The 17,189-nt window shown below is 50.5% G+C and carries 13 protein-coding genes; 7 read left to right on the top strand and 6 right to left on the bottom strand.

Annotation, left to right across the window (positions count from 1 at the left end):
• The first annotated feature begins 62 nt into the window (after positions 1–62).
• Positions 63–992 (top strand): tetratricopeptide repeat protein, encoded by a 930-nt coding sequence (locus tag AB1757_18320; protein MEW6129000.1) that lies wholly within the window; start codon positions 63–65, stop codon positions 990–992.
• 57 nt (positions 993–1,049) lie between these two features.
• Positions 1,050–1,532, top strand: coding sequence for a DUF2231 domain-containing protein (locus AB1757_18315; protein MEW6128999.1), 483 nt, complete (start codon positions 1,050–1,052; stop codon positions 1,530–1,532).
• Between the two features lie 87 nt (positions 1,533–1,619).
• Here AB1757_18315 and AB1757_18310 read toward each other — a convergent pair whose 3' ends face one another.
• A complete protein-coding gene (locus tag AB1757_18310; GenBank protein MEW6128998.1) occupies positions 1,620–2,861 on the bottom strand; it encodes a TIM barrel protein in 1,242 nt (413 codons plus the stop codon).
• Between the two features lie 231 nt (positions 2,862–3,092).
• On the opposite strand from AB1757_18310, the gene AB1757_18305 reads away from it, so the two are divergent.
• Complete coding sequence (locus AB1757_18305; GenBank protein MEW6128997.1) at positions 3,093–4,037, top strand: TIM barrel protein; 945 nt, start codon at positions 3,093–3,095, stop codon at positions 4,035–4,037.
• 147 nt (positions 4,038–4,184) lie between these two features.
• Here the strand turns inward: AB1757_18305 and AB1757_18300 are convergent, their stop codons facing one another.
• From AB1757_18300 to AB1757_18285, 4 genes are all read right to left on the bottom strand, one after another.
• Positions 4,185–5,636 carry an MATE family efflux transporter gene (locus tag AB1757_18300; protein ID MEW6128996.1) on the bottom strand — a complete coding sequence of 484 codons (1,452 nt, stop codon included), beginning with the start codon at positions 5,634–5,636 and terminating at the stop codon, positions 4,185–4,187.
• Between the two features lie 483 nt (positions 5,637–6,119).
• The gene (locus tag AB1757_18295; protein ID MEW6128995.1) at positions 6,120–7,478 is read right to left on the bottom strand and encodes an MFS transporter; all 1,359 of its coding nucleotides are present in this window, start codon (positions 7,476–7,478) and stop codon (positions 6,120–6,122) included.
• Between the two features lie 63 nt (positions 7,479–7,541).
• Positions 7,542–9,173 carry a sodium:solute symporter family protein gene (locus tag AB1757_18290; GenBank protein ID MEW6128994.1) on the bottom strand — a complete coding sequence of 544 codons (1,632 nt, stop codon included), beginning with the start codon at positions 9,171–9,173 and terminating at the stop codon, positions 7,542–7,544.
• Positions 9,170–9,421, bottom strand: a complete 252-nt coding sequence (locus tag AB1757_18285; GenBank protein ID MEW6128993.1) for a hypothetical protein — start codon at positions 9,419–9,421, stop codon at positions 9,170–9,172. Before AB1757_18285 ends, AB1757_18290 begins: the two co-directional genes overlap by 4 nt.
• Before the next feature lie 142 nt (positions 9,422–9,563).
• Between AB1757_18285 and AB1757_18280 the strand changes: the two genes are divergently transcribed.
• From AB1757_18280 to AB1757_18265, 4 genes are all read left to right on the top strand, one after another.
• Complete coding sequence (locus tag AB1757_18280) at positions 9,564–12,725, top strand: TonB-dependent receptor (GenBank protein ID MEW6128992.1); 3,162 nt, start codon at positions 9,564–9,566, stop codon at positions 12,723–12,725.
• A gap of 12 nt (positions 12,726–12,737) precedes the next feature.
• Entirely contained in the window at positions 12,738–14,261 is a 1,524-nt protein-coding gene (locus AB1757_18275) for a PQQ-binding-like beta-propeller repeat protein (protein ID MEW6128991.1), read from the top strand.
• Positions 14,262–14,348: 87 nt separating this feature from the next.
• On the top strand, positions 14,349–14,810 hold the full coding sequence (locus AB1757_18270; protein ID MEW6128990.1) for a hypothetical protein: 462 nt from the start codon (positions 14,349–14,351) through the stop codon (positions 14,808–14,810).
• A gap of 155 nt (positions 14,811–14,965) precedes the next feature.
• On the top strand, positions 14,966–15,457 hold the full coding sequence (locus AB1757_18265) for a hypothetical protein (GenBank protein MEW6128989.1): 492 nt from the start codon (positions 14,966–14,968) through the stop codon (positions 15,455–15,457).
• 39 nt (positions 15,458–15,496) lie between these two features.
• Here AB1757_18265 and sulP read toward each other — a convergent pair whose 3' ends face one another.
• The gene (gene sulP, locus AB1757_18260; GenBank protein MEW6128988.1) at positions 15,497–17,185 is read right to left on the bottom strand and encodes a sulfate permease; all 1,689 of its coding nucleotides are present in this window, start codon (positions 17,183–17,185) and stop codon (positions 15,497–15,499) included.
• Between the last annotated feature and the right edge of the window lie 4 nt (positions 17,186–17,189).

Here is a 17,189-nt window from a genome sequence, read left to right as displayed (position 1 = left end):
ATTTTGAAATGTCCCGGAGGTTTGCGCTTAGAGCAACAAATTCAAACAATCTAAAATCAATTTTGCCAATCTTGCTGATTTTTACTCTGATCGGTTCCGGGTGGGCACAGAAAAATCTTTCATTTGATGAGACCTATCATCAGGCATTAAAAAAGTATCACAACAATAATTACGATGGCGCGATTGCCGATTTTGATAAACTCATTGCCACTTATCTACAGACCAGGAGTTCTCAACATCGTTTCAATGGAGCCTCACCTGCGGATGAGACTATCGCGATTTCCTATGACAATGTGGTGGTTTTGGTGCCGCGTACCGCAGCTATCTATTCGGCAAGAGGGTTGGCCTGTTTTGCCAAAGGCAGTATGCAGGATGCCATACGGGATTTTGAAAGCGCCACAGCTATCGCTCCCAATTTTGATGAAGCCTTCGTTAATTTAGGGGTTGCCAGACAAGCCGCAGGCGATTTGCAAGGGGCGATTGAAGCTTATAAAAAAGCGATTCTTATTCGACCGGTTAATGCCGTGGCATTTTATAATTTAGGCACCGCTTACTATCTTCAAAAAGAGTATGACCTGGCGTTAGAAAATTTGACGAAATCAATTGAACTGTATCCGCAAAAAGAAACCGCCTTCCTGAATCGCGGCAATGCCTGGCTGGAAAAAGGTTACAATGATAAAGCTTTTGATGATTATCAAACTGCTCTGAAACTCAATAACAAATCAGCCGGAGCCAATTGCAACCTGGGGGTTATTTACTTCATCCGCCGGGACTATACGACGGCTGCAAGCTATTTCAATCGCGCCATTAACCTGGACGCCAAATTACATTCTGCATATCTGAATCGAGGGATGCTCAGATATGCTCAGGGCAATCAGGCAGAAGCCGATAAAGATTTCGACAAATGCGAGACCCTTGACAGTGGATGTAAACAACAGGCGATGGGAAAAATGAAAAAATGGTCGGAATACAACCTGGCATCCAAAAAATAACTCAGAAGTCGGAAACGATTTTTGTGGAAGAATACACTGTTCATTGGAGAAAAAGTTATGGAAAGCAGAGCAAAACTTTTCGGTCATCCGATTCACCAGATTCTGATTGTGTTTCCTCTCGGTTTGCTGGCAACATCGGTGATTTTTGACATCATTTATCTGATTACAGAGAATCGTCGCTGGTCGGAAATCGCGTTCTGGATGATTGCCGCCGGGGTAATTGGCGGCGCGTTAGCGGCACCTTTCGGTTGGATTGATTTTCTGGCGATTCCACAAAACACGCGGGCTAAAACGATAGGTCTGCTTCATGGCGCGCTCAATGTCGTGGTGCTGGGTTTGTTTGTGGCAAGTTGGTTTCTCAGGCGCGATTTTCCAAGCGAACCAAGCGTCATCGCACTGGCGCTTTCGTTCGCGGCTTTCGCCATTGCCGGGGTAAGCGGGTGGCTTGGCGGCGAACTGGTAGACCGTTTAGGCATTGGTGTGGATGATGGCGCACATGTCAATGCGCCGAGTTCGCTGACGCACAAAACCGTAGGTTGAAAAACGGGAGGCAAGATATTCCACCTGTGGGATTGTTGCCTGGGGTGTCGTGCGCCCTTGCCGGGGTAAAGCAGCATTGAACCCGGATTAGCTACGATACGCTTCGCGCCCGCGACCTTGTACGGGTATGCCTTGTGCAGCGAGCACTTCGGTTTGCAAAGCGAACATACATGCTGCCGCTTCATCTATCTTTCGCGTGAAAGCGATGGAACCTTTGAGCACCGGCATCAATTTTTCTTTGTCCTGTATGCGCGCCGGGGGGTATTCGTGTTCAACAACCAGTTGCGTACTCGCGACATCAAGTTGCAATAGCTCACGCGCCGCCAGTTGATGATCCAGCCAATCGACTGTGCGATTCTGTAAATAGGCGAGCGGGTCGTGTCGCGCCGTTCCCGGCAATTCGTGTTCGCATAAAACCGTCTGCTTTTTCCAGGCATTCGACTGGTCGGCAGGGTTATCCGAAGGTTTGCCGTTTATCCAATCGCCGCGTTCAACCGTTTGCCCGCCATAACCCCAGGCTGCGACTCCACGGGCATCAATGACTTGACCTTTGACGTGAAACCCGCCGATTAAAAAGTTGTAGCCTTCGTCTTTCAGGTATTGAAAAATCGAGCGCGTGTCCTGTCCCATCAAAATCGCGTGCGACGGGTCGTAATGGATGCGGAATTGATCGCCGACGCCGGCGCGTTCACAGATGCGATGCAGGGCAATCCAGGTGCCCGGCGCATAGGCGATGTTGTTATGAAAATTGTCGCCGGTTGTCCAGCCGGGCATCGGACATTGTTCGACGCGATAGGTCAGATTGCGGGCTTTGGCTTCTTGGAGAAGCGGTACAAAATTTTCCGCAAAATCAATGAGATTCTGATCCATGCTCAGTTTCTGATTGCGCCCCACAAACCCGCACACCGCATCGACGCCTAAAAGCGCCGCCGCATCGAAAATGCGCAACATGAAATCATGTTTTTTCTTTCTAATCGCCGGGTCATCGTGCAGCATATTATCGAAATAACCTAAATCCGATATGCCAATCTTGTAGGCATCAAGCGCCGCCTGCACCCGGTTGGCGCGCTCTTTATTAAACGGTTGGCGTAAATCCAGCGTGTTGGCTACGGGGTCGAGCATGGCTTCGGCGGGAACATCGGATTCGGTGGGGTGAAGCGCGGCGGAGATTTGAATATTGTCAACGCCGAGTTCGCTGGCAAACGCGACCCAATCTTCAATCGCCCGATCCGGGTCAGGGTCGCGCACTTCGCGCGGCGTCAACTCCTGCAAGGCTGCGGTTAAAACACTGATTTTCATGAATTGCGGTTGGAAATCTTTGACAGACAATTTATCACCTCTACTGATTGAGATTTGTCGGAATATCGCAGCGGATGCGATGTGCGGCTAAACCTTAGCCTGTGTGATTCCATAGCGTCAAGTTTTCGATTAGGATTCAGGATTCAGGGATTGACACTCATATTTCGCAACCCCTCAGCGATTGACATATCGTTTGTCGCGTAGCATCATCAGTGCCGTTCCGACTGGAAATAAAAAGTGATGAGTAATGAGTGATGTGTGATGAGTTGGAAAGTTTCAGCTATCGCTCATTACTCATTACTCATCACTCATCACTTTTTTATCAGAGGCATTATGAATATCATCAGCAGACGTAATTTAATTAAAGGAATCGGCGCGACAACATTTTCAGCCATGATACTAAAAGATTTCACCTCGTCGGCATTTGCGATGCAGCGCATCGTGAAAAACGGCAGACTCAAACAATCGGTTTCGCGTTGGTGTTACGGCAAAATTCCGCTTGATGATTTTGCCCGCGCGGTTGCCGACATAGGACTCACGGCAATTGATTTACTCGAAGAGAAAGAGTGGGCACCGATTGCCAAATACGGCTTGATTTGTTCGATGGGATACGCCGGTGGCGGTACGATTCCGAAAGCCTTGAACGACAAAGCCAATCACGATGCCATCGTCAAAAATTTTGAAGCGACGATTCCGCGCGCCGCCAAAATGAAAGTGCCAAACGTCATCACCTTTTTCGGCAATCGTCAAAATCAAAGCGATGAACAGGCGAAAGAAAACTGCATCATTGGATTGAACCGCGTCAAAAAAGTTGCTGAAAACGAAGGGGTGACGATTTGCGTCGAACTGTTAAACAGCAAAGTTGACCACAAAGGCTATCAGGGCGACTATACGCCATTCGGCGTTGAAGTGATTAAAGCGGTCGCTTCGCCGCGTGTGAAACTGCTCTATGACATTTATCATATGCAAATCATGGAAGGCGACATCATCCGCACGATTCGCCAGAACATTGATTACATCGCGCATTTTCATACGGGCGGTGTGCCGGGACGCAACGAACTGGACAATACCCAGGAACTCAACTGGGCGACCGTCTGCAAAGCCATCGCCGATTTAGGATTCAAAGGCTACGTCGCCCATGAATTCGTCCCCAAACGCGACCCACTCACTTCACTTCGCGAAGCCGTCGCGCTGTGCGACGTGTAACAGAAGAAAGGGAGATAGGGAGATAGAAGAACTTCCGCAGCTTTTTTGTTTTCTAAAACCGCATAGTGTTAAGTAAAAGCGGCTCAGGGGTTGATAAAAATCTCCCCTTCTCCCTATCTCCCTTTCTCCCCTTCTTCTTCTTCACCGCTAGACCTTCCGCGTCTTCCACTTGCCGCGACGGAAAAGCAGGATGCCGACGACGGCGACCATAGATTCCGCTAAGGCAATGGCGATGAACACGCCTTTGGTGCCAAGCGACGTTCTCGTTGCCAACAAATAGGCGAGCGGTATCTGAAACAACCAGTGACAAAACAGATTGATATAGGTTGGCGTTGTGGTGTCGCCCGCTCCGTTAAACGATTGCACAACCACCATGCCATAGGCATAAAACAAATAACCGAATGCCAGATAGCGCAAACAATTCACGCCAAAGGGAATCACTTCCGGGTCGTTGATGAAGATGCCAATCAAGCTTTCGGCGAACAAAACATACACCAGCGCGATGCTCACCATATAAACCGCATTCAAATGTCCGGTCATCCAGACAGATTTTTCGGCGCGTTCAGGTTTATGCGCGCCGAGATTTTGTCCAACCAGCGTTGCCGCCGCCATGCACATGCCAAACGACGGCAAGATGGAAAAGATAACGATGCGTATGGCAATGGTGTATCCGGCAACCGCTGCTGCGCCGAAGGTCGCGATGATGCGCACCAGTCCAATCCAGCTTGAAGTCGCAACCAATATCTGAAACATGCCGCCGAGCGACAAGCGGAAAAGTTTTATCAATACATCAGGCTTGATTCGCAATTGACTCGGTCGGATATGCACACGCGCATTGCCACTCATTAAAAAGTAGAGTTGAATCAATACGCCAGTGCCGCGACCGATGCTGGTTGCCACGGCTGAACCCATTACGCCGAGTTGAGGAAACGGACCCCAACCGAAAACAAACAACGGAACCAGGATGATGTTGATAATGTTGGCGACCCACAACACCCGCATGGCGATTGCCGCATCACCCGAACCGCGAAACACTGCGTTCAATAAAAACAACAGCATGATAATCACATTTGCGCCCAGTATGACCCGACCATATCCTGCGCCGGTTGTGATGATGCCTTCACTTGCGCCCATCAAATGAAACAGTTTGGGGGTGAAGAAAATCCCGATAAGGCTGATCGGAATCGAAACCAGGATGGCGATAAAGATGGCTTGTGCAGCGGTGGCGGATGCGCCTTCCGGGTCTTTTTCACCGATGCGTCGCGCAACCGTCGCAATCACCGCGGTGCTGAGTCCCATCGCCACGGTAAAAACCAGTGAGAGCATGGATTCGGTGATGCCGACGGCGGCAACCGCATCGGCTCCGAGTTTGGCAACCCAGAAAGCGTCAACCACGCCGAACAGCGATTCCATCAACATTTCTAAAATCATGGGAATCGAAAGCAAAACCACTGCCCGCCTGATACTGCCTTCGGTGAAATCCTGACGTGAACCGAGAATGGCTTCCCGCAAGGTTGCCAGTATGCCGCTCTTTTTATGCGCCGTATGCGTAGTGGTCTCAGCCACTTCCATGACTTGTGTTTCTTCAGGGTAATTCATTTAAACCTCGCTTTGATAAACGCCTGTGAGCGTATGAAAAATCGTGTTGAAAGGCTCACGCGAGAGAGAAAAACGCTGTGCCTGCTCGTCGCCTGAACACACGAAGACTTATAATTGGAAAAAAATTTCTTGGGCGAGAACTATTCGGTTGGAATCAAAACATTTCCATTGACTTCATCAGATTCACCAGTTTTTTTGTTGAATCAATTTTGCAGCAACCTTATGTATCGGAAACCCTGTTGAATGTTGACTGCAAATTCGCTTACGTCAGTTATTACTGTGCGGTTTCAAATTACTTTCACACAGTTTTAACGACGCCGCAGTTTAACACAATGTGCATCATTTGCACACCATTTGTTGAAGACCAATTCTTGATGTATGCAGTTCAAATACAAAACACAGTAAATCGAAAACTTTTTTTCAACTTCCGTCTGTTCGGTTATTTCCGTTTGTTCCGTACGCTCTAAATCTTCTGCCAAAATATTATTCAGGTAACTCTTCTTTCGCCGGTTCAGGCAGTTTGAAGCTGAGCGCCAGATTAATGCCATAAACCAGAAACGCCACTGCCGCTGCGGCATACGCCAGATGTTTTGCAGGTGTATCGCCCGGCATTGTCGCAGCGATTTGTGTGGTCAGTAGCGGCGCTGATGCGCCAATCATGCGTCCGCCAATATTGGCTGCAAAACTTTCACCGGTGCCGCGTAAATGCGTCGGGTACACACGCGGCAGATAATTGCCCCAGAAACTGAGTTGGGCAACGGTTAAGAAACCTGCAACGAACATGCCCCATTTAAGCACACCAAGATTGCTCACCGCCGGAAAGATGAACACCAGTGGCACAAGAATTATTCCCGGCAGTAAAAAGACGCGAATCAATTTGCGGCGCGATAAAATATGAACCGCAAGGTAGGCGAGCGCGAAACGCCCGACAAGTCCGCCCATCTCTTGCCACAGCTGCACACCGGAAACCGTCGCGGCGATGATGCGTCCCCGTTCAGGCGGCGGCATACTGGCATCCACAGGCACGAGTGCCGGAACAATTTGCGGAATCTGTTGAATCGCGCCGAATGCCGCGCCCAGACTACAGGCAAACATAATCGCCGTGATAATCGTAGTGCGGCGGTATTCGGGTTTGAAAAGCTGCGCAATGCTTGGACGTTTGAGCGTACCGGCGGCGCGTTTCTCTTTCCACACCGGGGATTCAGGCAAAAACGGACGAATGAAAATCAAGGGAATCGCCGGAATGAGTCCCGAAATTAACAGGTAACGCCAGCTTGCATGTTCGCCGTAAATTGCCGGAAGCGAATTCAATGAAGTGGCAATCAGGTAAGCGACGCCGCTCACCATCACGCCGCCAAACGATGAGAACGCCTGCGTGTAACCGAGCACCGCTTCACGCTGTTTGGGATGCGAAAACAACTCTGCAAGCCACGCCACCGCCGCGACGAATTCGACGCACACACCGATAAAAGTGGTGCAGCGCAAAAAGAGCAGCATTGGCAGTGAGGTTGAAAAACCGGCAGCGAATGCTGAGATGGCGTAAACCAGAATGCTCCAGGTGAGCACGCGGCGACGCCCCAAGCGGTCAGTCAAATAACCGCCCAAGAGTCCAAAGATGCCGCCGCTCACCGCCGGTACATAAAAAAACAAATCGCGCCAGAAATTGTAATTCGCGGTGCCGAATTGCAATCCGCCCAAGCCTTCTAACGCCGGACGAATAATCAACGGCAACATCAACAATTCATAAGTGTCAAAGGCAAAACCGATAACTGCGATGATGCAAATCAGCCATTGAACACTGGTCAGGCGTGGCGCATTTTCAGGCATGTCCGTTGAAGTCATAAGCAATTGATAGAAAGCGAAAATTGGATTTTTACTGCCATTCCACTGAAAGCCGCCGTGATGCTACACCATTTCTTCGCGTCGTGAAAAGTAACGCGCAAGAGTCGCTGCACTCGGTTTGGCTGTGAGTTTGGAAACCACAAACATCAACAGCGCAGAGATGATGACCATCGGCACCACAGGCATGAGTCCAAAAACGGCGGTGCCGCCAGCGGTGCGCGATAAAATTTCAACGCCGCCCACTGACCACACAACCACAGGCGGGCCGGGCGCGGGCGTCGGCATACTGGCTTGAAAGACGGCAACTGCCGCGACCGCAAAAAACGCCCACAAGGTTGACGCAAGCGCGCCCCATTTGGTGCTGCCTTTCCAAAACAGCGCGCCAATTAGTAACGGCATCAACGCTGAATAACCCGAAAAGGCATACTGCACCGCGAGATCAAAAATCGCCTGCGGTGAGCGTAGCGCGATGATGTAAGCGAAAATGGTAATGAGGATGATGAACACCCGCCCGGTTTGAATCTGCACATGTTCGCCGAATCGCCGCTTGCCGCCATAAAACGCAAATACGTCTTCGGTAAACATGGTCGACAGCGCGAGAATTTGTGAATCGCTCGCCATCACCGCCGCCATAATGCCTGCGCCGAGAAGTCCGGCAAGCCACAAAGGCGCGAAGCGTTCAAGCATCACCAGCAACACATCATCGGCATTGGTTTTGGCGCGCACCTGGTTGCGTTCTTCAGGGGTCATTCGCGCGCCTTCGATTGCAAGCTGGCGGCGCGCTTCGAGTTTCTGTTGAATCTGCGGCGCATCGGTCAAACGATTTGCCATCACCCCTAAAAACACGCATGGAACCCACAACACAATCATGCAAATCGGATAAAAAAGAATGGTCTTTTTGAACTGACTCATCTTCTTTGCGGTCAGACAAAACATGGTCATATGCGGAAAGTTGATGGATGAGAGCGGAATGAAAGTGTAGCTCAAAAAGAAAAGGGGCGCGACCCGTTCGCGGGTCATCAGCGGCGCGGTTGCAGGCGAAGCGAGCATCGCTTCAACGGATTCACCAAAGCCGCCCATCCCTGCGCCAATCACCATAAAGGCGATGGCTCCGAAGCATAAAAAGAGCGTCGTTTGAAAGGTATTCACCCATGCAGTGCCGCGCATTCCGCCGAAAAACACGTAGCACATCACCACTGCCGCAACCAATGCGCCGCCGAACCAGAAGGGCACGCGCCCGCCGCTAATCGCGCTTAGAGCCGTGCCCCCGCCCATCACCCCGATGATGATGTAAGGCACTAAAAATACAGCCTGCACGGCAAATATTACCGTGCCGATGTGCGAACATTCCCAGCGGTCGCGAAACATCTGCACAGAGGTAATGAAGCCTTGCCGTTTGCCGAGTGCCCATATGCGTGTGCCAATAAAAAAAAGTGAAAGCGGAATGATGAGCGCCGACGATGACGCCATCAGTCCATAAGTCACAATGCCATTGTTGAACGCATGACCCGATGAACCGAGTATCGCAAACGCCGTCATGTTAGTGCCGAAAAGCGACAGCAGGAAGACATATTGACCGAGCGAACGATTGGCAAGGAAATAGTCTTCGGCGCGGTCTTTCGATTTGCGAAAGGCGAAGATGCCGATGTAGAGGACGACGGCAAGATAAGCGAAAACAAATATTGCAGCAATCAACGCGCGTCTTCCTCCTCGCGTTGATGTAAAGACATTTCCTGCTCAACCTCTTCTTCGAGGTGCGCAGGCCAAGCCTCGCGGATTAACACCCACATCACTGCTGACACCGCAAGCGTATAAATGGCGTGATAAAAAATGCCGACGGGAAGAAAACCGAAAGCCAATGGGCGGGCATCGCGCCAGAACCAGAAGTCCTGATGCAGCACATACAGCACGACAACGAGAAGCGTGAGCCAAGCTTTTTTCATAGGCATTTCGTAACTGTTGGCTGGTTGCCTGCGTACTATTGCACGTCACAGCGGCAAATTGCAACGGGTGGTAGCGGTTGGTAGAATGGAATCTCATTAGACTCCAACCTTAAAACTTACTGAAGGAAAGTCAGCGATAGCCATGTTGTACACAAAATTTTGTTCCCGCCTTTTTTCACATTTTTTTATCATCGGTTTTCTGGTTGGCAATCTCTTCGCCCTGAATGGCTTTGCGCAAACCACCAGTTCCATTACAGGGGTGGTGGCGGATCAAACCGGCGCGGTTGTTGCAGGCGCAAAGATCACGGCGCGCAGTATTGACACCAATTTCACGCGCGCCACGCAAAGCGACGACGAGGGTCGGTTCACCTTTCAGGAGATGCGCGTCGGGCGTTATGAGATTCGCGCCGAACAGCGCGGATTCAAATCCTGGTCGCGCAAAGACATCGTTTTAACGCTGGGTGAAACGGCAGTGGTTAATGTGGCGTTGGAACCCTCCGGGGTTGAAGAGAAGGTTACTATCGACGACACCAGCAACACGCCTTTGGTCAATACGCAAACGCCGGAACTCAGCTACCTTGTCAATGAACGCGCTATCCGGGAATTGCCCTTGAATGGCAGAAACTATACTGACCTTGCTTTGTTGCAACCCGGCGTCATCGCTTTTCCCAATCGTGATGGCGGCTCGATTGTGGCGCACGGACTTGGCACAAGCGTCAACGGGCAGGATTTGCGCTCGAATGTTTATTTGATCGATGGCACCGTGCAAAATGATTTTACGAATGGTCCTGCCGGCAGCGCCGCCAACACCGTACTCGGAGTCGAAACCATTCAGGAATTTCGCGTCGAGTCGAATTCTTACAGCGCCGAGTTCGGGCGCAATTTCGGCGGGCAAATCAATGCGGTTTCCAAAGCCGGGACGAATGAATTTCACGGGACGCTTTTTGAATTTCTGCGCAATGATAATTTCGATGCGCGCAATTTTTTTGACCCGACACGAAAACCTGACTTTAAACGTAATCAATTCGGCGGCATTTTCGGTGGTCCCATCAAACGCGATAAAACCTTCTTCTTTTTCGGCTATGAAGCTTTAATTGAACGGCTCGGAAAAACTATCTCGTCCGTCGTTCCCGATGACAATGCGCGACGCGGCATTCTGCCTAACCCCGCAAACCCTGCTCAAACTATCACCGTCAATATCAATCCGGTGGTTGTGCCCTACCTCAACGAAATTCCGCGAGCCAATGGCGCGAATTTAGGCGGCGGGCTGGCGGCTTTCAATTTCGGTTTCAATCAAACGGTTGACCAGCATTTCTTGCAAAGCAGAGTTGATCATGCTTTCAATGATTTCAATCGCTCGTTCATTCGTTACACCTTCGATGATGCAGACCAGTTTTTGCCGACCGACTTTCCGCAATTTCCGCGTTCGTTCCTGTCGCGCAATCAATTCGCTACCTTGCAACATGACTGGGTGACTTCACCGCTTACGATTCACACCTTTCGCGGCGGCTTCAGTCGCACGCACATCGGGCAAGATGTACAGGCAAACACGACAACGCCATTGCAACCCTTTGTTCCGGGCAGACTCGTCGGCGACATAGACATTGGCGGGATGCCGCGTTTCGGGCCGCAATCATCCGTGAATGTCACACTCGTACAAAATGTTTTCAGTTTTGAACACCACTTTGCTTACACGCGCGGACGACACAATTTGAAATTTGGCGAACTCATCGAGCGTTATCAAGACAACATGGTCAATCCGACTTTTTCGCTCGGCATTTATACCTTCCCGGATTTGCGTTCATTTCTGGAAAATCGCCCGCAGCGATTTTTAGGGCTTCCACCGCAAGGCGCGCTCGACCGTTACTGGCGCTTCACGCTCTTTGGTTTTTTTGCGCAGGACGATTTTCGCATCAGCCCGCGCCTCACCCTGAATCTCGGTTTGCGATACGAAGCCGCGACTATGCCGGTTGACCTTTACGGACGCGATTCCGCGCTCATCAATTTAAGCGACCCCGCGCCCACCGTCGGCGAGCTTTATAAAAATCCGACCAGGAAAAATATTTCGCCGCGACTTGGATTCGCCTGGGATTTATTCGGCGATGGCAAGATGAGTTTACGCGGCGGCTATGGCATCTATTTCAACACCAACAATCAACAGAACCTGATTGTCACGGTTACCAATCCACCGGCAACGCCGCGCATCATCATTGCCAATCCGACATTTCCCAATCCGCCGTTTGAACGCGGCATCGGCAATTCGATTCGTCCGGTCGAGTACAATTTAAAAAATCCCTATGCGAGCATCTACAATTTGAATCTGCAACGCGAACTCTGGTTCAACACGGTGGTGACCCTTGGTTATGCGGGGGCGCGTGGCATTCATTTGCTGAGAAACACCGATGCTAATATTCCGACGCCGCAACGCCTGCCGGACGGTACGCTCTTTTTTCCGGTTGGACAAGCGCGACCGAACACGGCGTTTTCAACTATCGAACTCAAAAAGAGCGATGGCAATTCGTGGTATAACGCTTTGATTTTTGAAGTGCGCAAACGCTGGAGCGCGGGACTCGAATTTCAATCTTCTTATACCTTCTCGCGCACGCTTGACACCACGCAAGCTTCGACCTTCTTCTCGGATTCAACCACCGGCTCGGTTTCGGCTTTCCCGGAATTTCCCGGTTTTCAGTACAACAAAGGACTCGCCGATTTTCATGCGAAACATAACTGGGTAGTCAATTTCATCTGGGCTTTGCCGTTTGCTAAGGGCAAAGCAGGTTTGACCGGAAAACTTTTAGATGGCTGGCAACTGGTCGGCATCAGCAACAGGCGAAGCGGCAATCCGCTCACCGTTTTTGTGTCGCGCAATCGTTCGCGTTCGCAATGGTCGCCCTCGCAAGCGCCCGGCATCGGCTTTGACCGTCCAAGCCTTGCGCCCGGTTTTACACACCAAACCGCAGTGACCGGCAATCCCAATCAATACTTCAATCCCGCAGCATTCGTGTTGCAAGCGGCAGGAACTTTGGGCAATATAGGGCGCAACACGTTCACGGGACCGAACCTCCGAACCTTCGATTTGTCAGCCGTAAAAAACACGCGGGTGTCATGGCTTGGCGACAGTGGCAACATTCAATTGCGCGTCGAAGCGTTCAATCTGTTCAATCGGACGAATTTCGGGGCACCGAGTTTGATTGCCTTTGCGGGAGCCGCAGACAATGAAAAACCGCTGGCAACTTTCGGGCGCATTCGCTCGACCGTGACTTCCGCAAGACAGATTCAACTGGGGCTGCGAATCGTGTTTTAAGCGAGGCTTCTTATGAAGAAAAAATTGGCGTCACAAATGCTGAGAAGAGGAGAAGAGGAGAAGGGGAGAAGGGGAGAAATAAAATCCTTCACTGCTTCACTGCTTCACCACGTCACCGCTTCTTTCCTTATCGTTATTTCGATTTTCCTTTTTGATACAAACAAAGCAACAGCGCAGGAGTGGTCGCAATTTCGCGGGCCCAATGGCAGCGGCATCTCGGCGACAAAAAATTTGCCTGTTGAATTCAATCCCCAAAAAAATGTGCTCTGGAAAACCCCTTTGCCGCAGGGACATTCATCGCCGGTTTTAGGCACGGATAAAATCTTTGTCACCGGTTTTGAAGGCACCCACCTGTTCACGATTGCGCTCGACCGCAAAACCGGAAAGTTGCTCTGGAAAAAAGAAGCCCCGCGCCCGCGCGAAAATTTTTTACAGAAACCCAATAACCCGGCTTCGCCCAGCCCTGTGACCGATGGACAAAATGTCTTTGTCTTCTTTCAGGATTTTGGCTTGCTCGCTTATAACAAAGATGGCAAAGAGAAATGGCGCATTCCATTGGGTCCTTTTAACAGCGCCTTTGGCATGGCAGCATCACCGATTCTCGTCGAAGACAAAGTGATTTTGCCCTGCGACCAGGACACCAACTCTTTCATGATTGCAGTCGATAAAAACACCGGGCGTGAAAAATGGAGAGTGAAACGACCCGGCGTGATTTCCGGGTACTCGACGCCGATTCTTTACAAGCCCAAAGACGGCGGATTGCAATTGGTGATTGCCGAATCGTTTCAACTGACGGCGTATGCGGTGGCGACCGGCGAAAAGGTCTGGTGGGTGCGCGGTCTTGCCTGTGAAATGAAATCCGTGCCTTCCGTGCAAAACGAAATTTTGTATGTCAACGGCTGGGGCTTTGCCGAAAACCAGCAGGGCATGCAGGTCAAGGTCATGGCTTTTGACGAAGCGTTGGCGAAAGGCGATGCCGATAAAGACGGAACGCTCGCGCTTGCCGAAGGGGTTGACGAGCGCACCAAAAATAAAGCCTATTTTCAGATATTCGACCTCAATCGTGACGGCAAACTTGAAAGAGCGGAATGGGAAACCTATCGCGCCATGATGGCTTCGGAAAATGGCTTGATGTCGATTAAACTCGGCGGGCGCGGCGATATGACGGAAAAGGCGGTGCGCTGGAAATATACCAAGCCGGTTCCGCAAGTGCCTTCAACCTTGCTCTATCAAGGGGTGCTCTATATGGTCAACGACAGCGGCATTTTGATTTCGTTCAACCCGGAAACCGGCGCAATCATCAAGCAGGGGCGACTCAAAGGCGCAATTGATAAATATTTCGCCTCGCCTGTGGGCGCGGATGACAAGGTTTATTTAATCAGTCAGGATGGCACCGTTTCAGTTGTGCAAGCCACAGGTGACTGGGAAGTCTTAGCCGTGAATGCGCTTGATGACGAATGCTTTGCCACACCCGCGCTTGCCGACGGGAAAATTTATGTCCGCACCCGAAGCGCGCTATATTGCTTCGGTAAATAAATACAAAGTAATGAGTGATGCGTGATGCGTGATGCGTCATCATCGGTCACGCATCACTTTCTAAACCTTCAAGGAAAAAAACAGGAGATGAAAAAAAATATGCTCTGGGTTATGTTCGCGCTTGGCGCTGCTCTTTCGTGGGGACTTTATGGTCCGTCGCTGCACACCGGACAGGTTAAACTGGGAAGCCCCATGCGTTCGCTGCTTTGTGTCGGCGTCGCTTATTTTTTAATTGGCGTTTTGGTGCCAGTGATTTCACTCGCCTCGCAAGGGTCAATCAAAGAGGGTTTCAATACGAGCGGCGTCACCTGGGCGACCATTGGCGGCGTGTTGGGCGCGGTGGGCGCGCTTTGCATTATTTATGCTTTCAAAGCGGGCGGCATTCCGACTTATGTAATGCCGCTGGTGTTTGGCGGCGCACCGGTGGTGAACGTGATTTTTTCGATGGTTTTGCACCCTCCTGCAAAAGCCCCCAATCCCCTGCTCTGGTTAGGCTTTGTGCTGGTCGCGGCAGGCGCTGGTCTGGTTTTATTTTTCAAACCGCAATAGCAAACGCTTGTTGCCTGAATAATCCATCTGTCCGAATATTATTGCACTGCAATTTTATCAATCGTGTGAATTCGGCTTGGTTTTCGTATATTTTCAGTTGGCATATTGCTTGCTCTTCATCGACTCAAATACCTTAAAGAATAAGGGGGAGTAAAATGAAAGCGCATAATATTGCCATCGCTTTAATGCTCGTCGTCTGTTTGTTGAATGTCGAAATGGTTGCGGCGCAGCAGACAAAACAACAGATTTCGGAAACCTGGCAAGCGGTTCAGTCACTAGACACAGGCGCGGATGTCATTATCAAGCTTGCCGATGGAAAGACCGTCAAAGGCAATTATGTTGAAGCCCATGACACAATCCTGACCTTGTCAAAAGGGGATAGGCTAATAAATCTTTCGCAGAGTAATATCCGTAAAGTTTACCTCTTCGTGAAAAGAAAAAAAGATACTCAGGAAGCCATTGGTACACTTGCAGGTGCAGGTACGGGCGTGGCTCTCGGTTTAGCTACAGGCTCCGAAGATGGCGACCCGGTTGTACTGGGCGTTGTCATCTCTGCAATCATTTTTGCGGGAATCGGTTATGGATTGGCGCGTTGGTTCACGCCCAAGCATAAAAAAATTCTCATCTACGAATCGAGCAAATCTTAACTCTAAAAAAACTGATAATGGCTCAAACAAAGACGGAAATTAATCGTGTCGCGTCCTTTCTATCTGGGTATTTTCCAGAATCAACTCGGCGCGTTCCAACGCTTCGTAAATATCTTTGGCAATATTTTCTTCGCCCAGACGCCCAAGAAATCCTGATTGTTGCATGGCTACAAACGGTTGTGCAGAAACTGCCGAAAGCAATAAATAAATACCTTTGCGTTGAGAACTGGCAAGCAACTCTTCCATGACCTGCAACCCCGAAGCGTCGATGACTACAACATTGCGCATTCTAAGAATTAACACTTTAGGCGTCTTTTCAACCCGCCGCATGGCATCTTTGAATCGCTCAATCGCCCCGAAAAATAACGAACCGTAAATTTCAAAAATCTCGACGCCGCGCGGAATCGCCAATTTTGACAGGTCTCGCGTTTCGCTTTCATCGCGCTCTCTGAGGTTTTCCGTAATCAATGACACCTGGGTTTCATTCGACATGCGTTGAATGAATAAAAACGCGCCGAGAATCACGCCTACCTGAATGGCGACGGTTAAATCAATCAACACGGTAAGCAAAAACGTTGTCACCAGAACCGCAATATCGCTTTTCGGACTTTTGAATAGTTGCACAAACGCATGCCATTCGCTCATGTTGTAGGCGACAATGATTAAAATTGCCGCAAGCGTAGTCATCGGAATGAGCGCCGCCCACTGCCCCAGAAAGACCAGAATCAACGCAAGCGTCACCGCATGAATGATGGCAGCCACAGGGGTGCGCCCACCGCTTTTGATATTGGTTGCGGTGCGGGCAATCGCCCCGGTTGCGGGAATGCCGCCAAACAGGATTGAAGCGATATTGCCTGCGCCCTGGGCAATCAATTCCATATTCGAGCGATGCCGGGTTCCCATCATACCGTCTGCTACGACTGCCGCTAGCAGTGATTCAAGCGCCGCCAGCAAAGCAATCGTCACCCCCGGTGAAAACATTTGTTGAACCAGTTGCCAGGTAACCAACGGCAAATGTGGCGCGGGAAAATGATTCGGGACATTGCCGAAGCGGCTGCCAATGGTTTCAACCGGCAGGTGAAAAAATTGGACAATCGCAGTCATCACCAGAATCGCCACCAGCGGGCTGGGTATGCGGTGGGTGATGCGCGGCCAGATAATAATAATCAGCAACGACGCTAAGCCAACGCCGAGCGCATAAGGATTCAAAGTCGCAAAATGTTTTCCGTATTCCAGCCATTTTTCAATAAATTCGGCGGGCACCAAATCCATCTTTAAGCCGAAAAAATCTTTGATTTGCGAAGAGAAAATGATTAGCGCGATGCCACCCGTAAACCCGATGATGACCGGATAAGGAATGAATTTGAGCAGCGCGCCCATTCGCGCAACTCCCATCACGATTAACAGCACGCCGGCAATCAAGGTCGCGGTCGCCAGTCCCGAATAGCCGTATTGTTGAACGATGCCGTAGATAATGACGATGAACGCGCCTGTGGGTCCGCTGATTTGAGCGCGGCTGCCGCCAAGCACGGCGATGACGAAACCGGCGATGATGGCGGTATAAAGACCCTGTTCGGGTTTGACGCCGGAAGCAATCGCAAAAGCGATAGCGAGTGGGAGAGCAACGATGCCAACGGTTAATCCGGCGGCTAAATCGGCAAAGAAGTGTTTGCGCGTGTAACCTCCGCGCAAAATGGTGATAAATTTAGGTTCTAATTTTGTGTGCATTATT

This window comes from Acidobacteriota bacterium (assembly GCA_040754075.1).
In the GTDB taxonomy this organism is placed as follows: Bacteria; Acidobacteriota; Blastocatellia; order UBA7656; family UBA7656; genus JBFMDH01.
The sequence above is the reverse complement of the archived record's forward strand: the minus strand, read 5'-3'. Positions and strand labels throughout refer to the sequence as shown.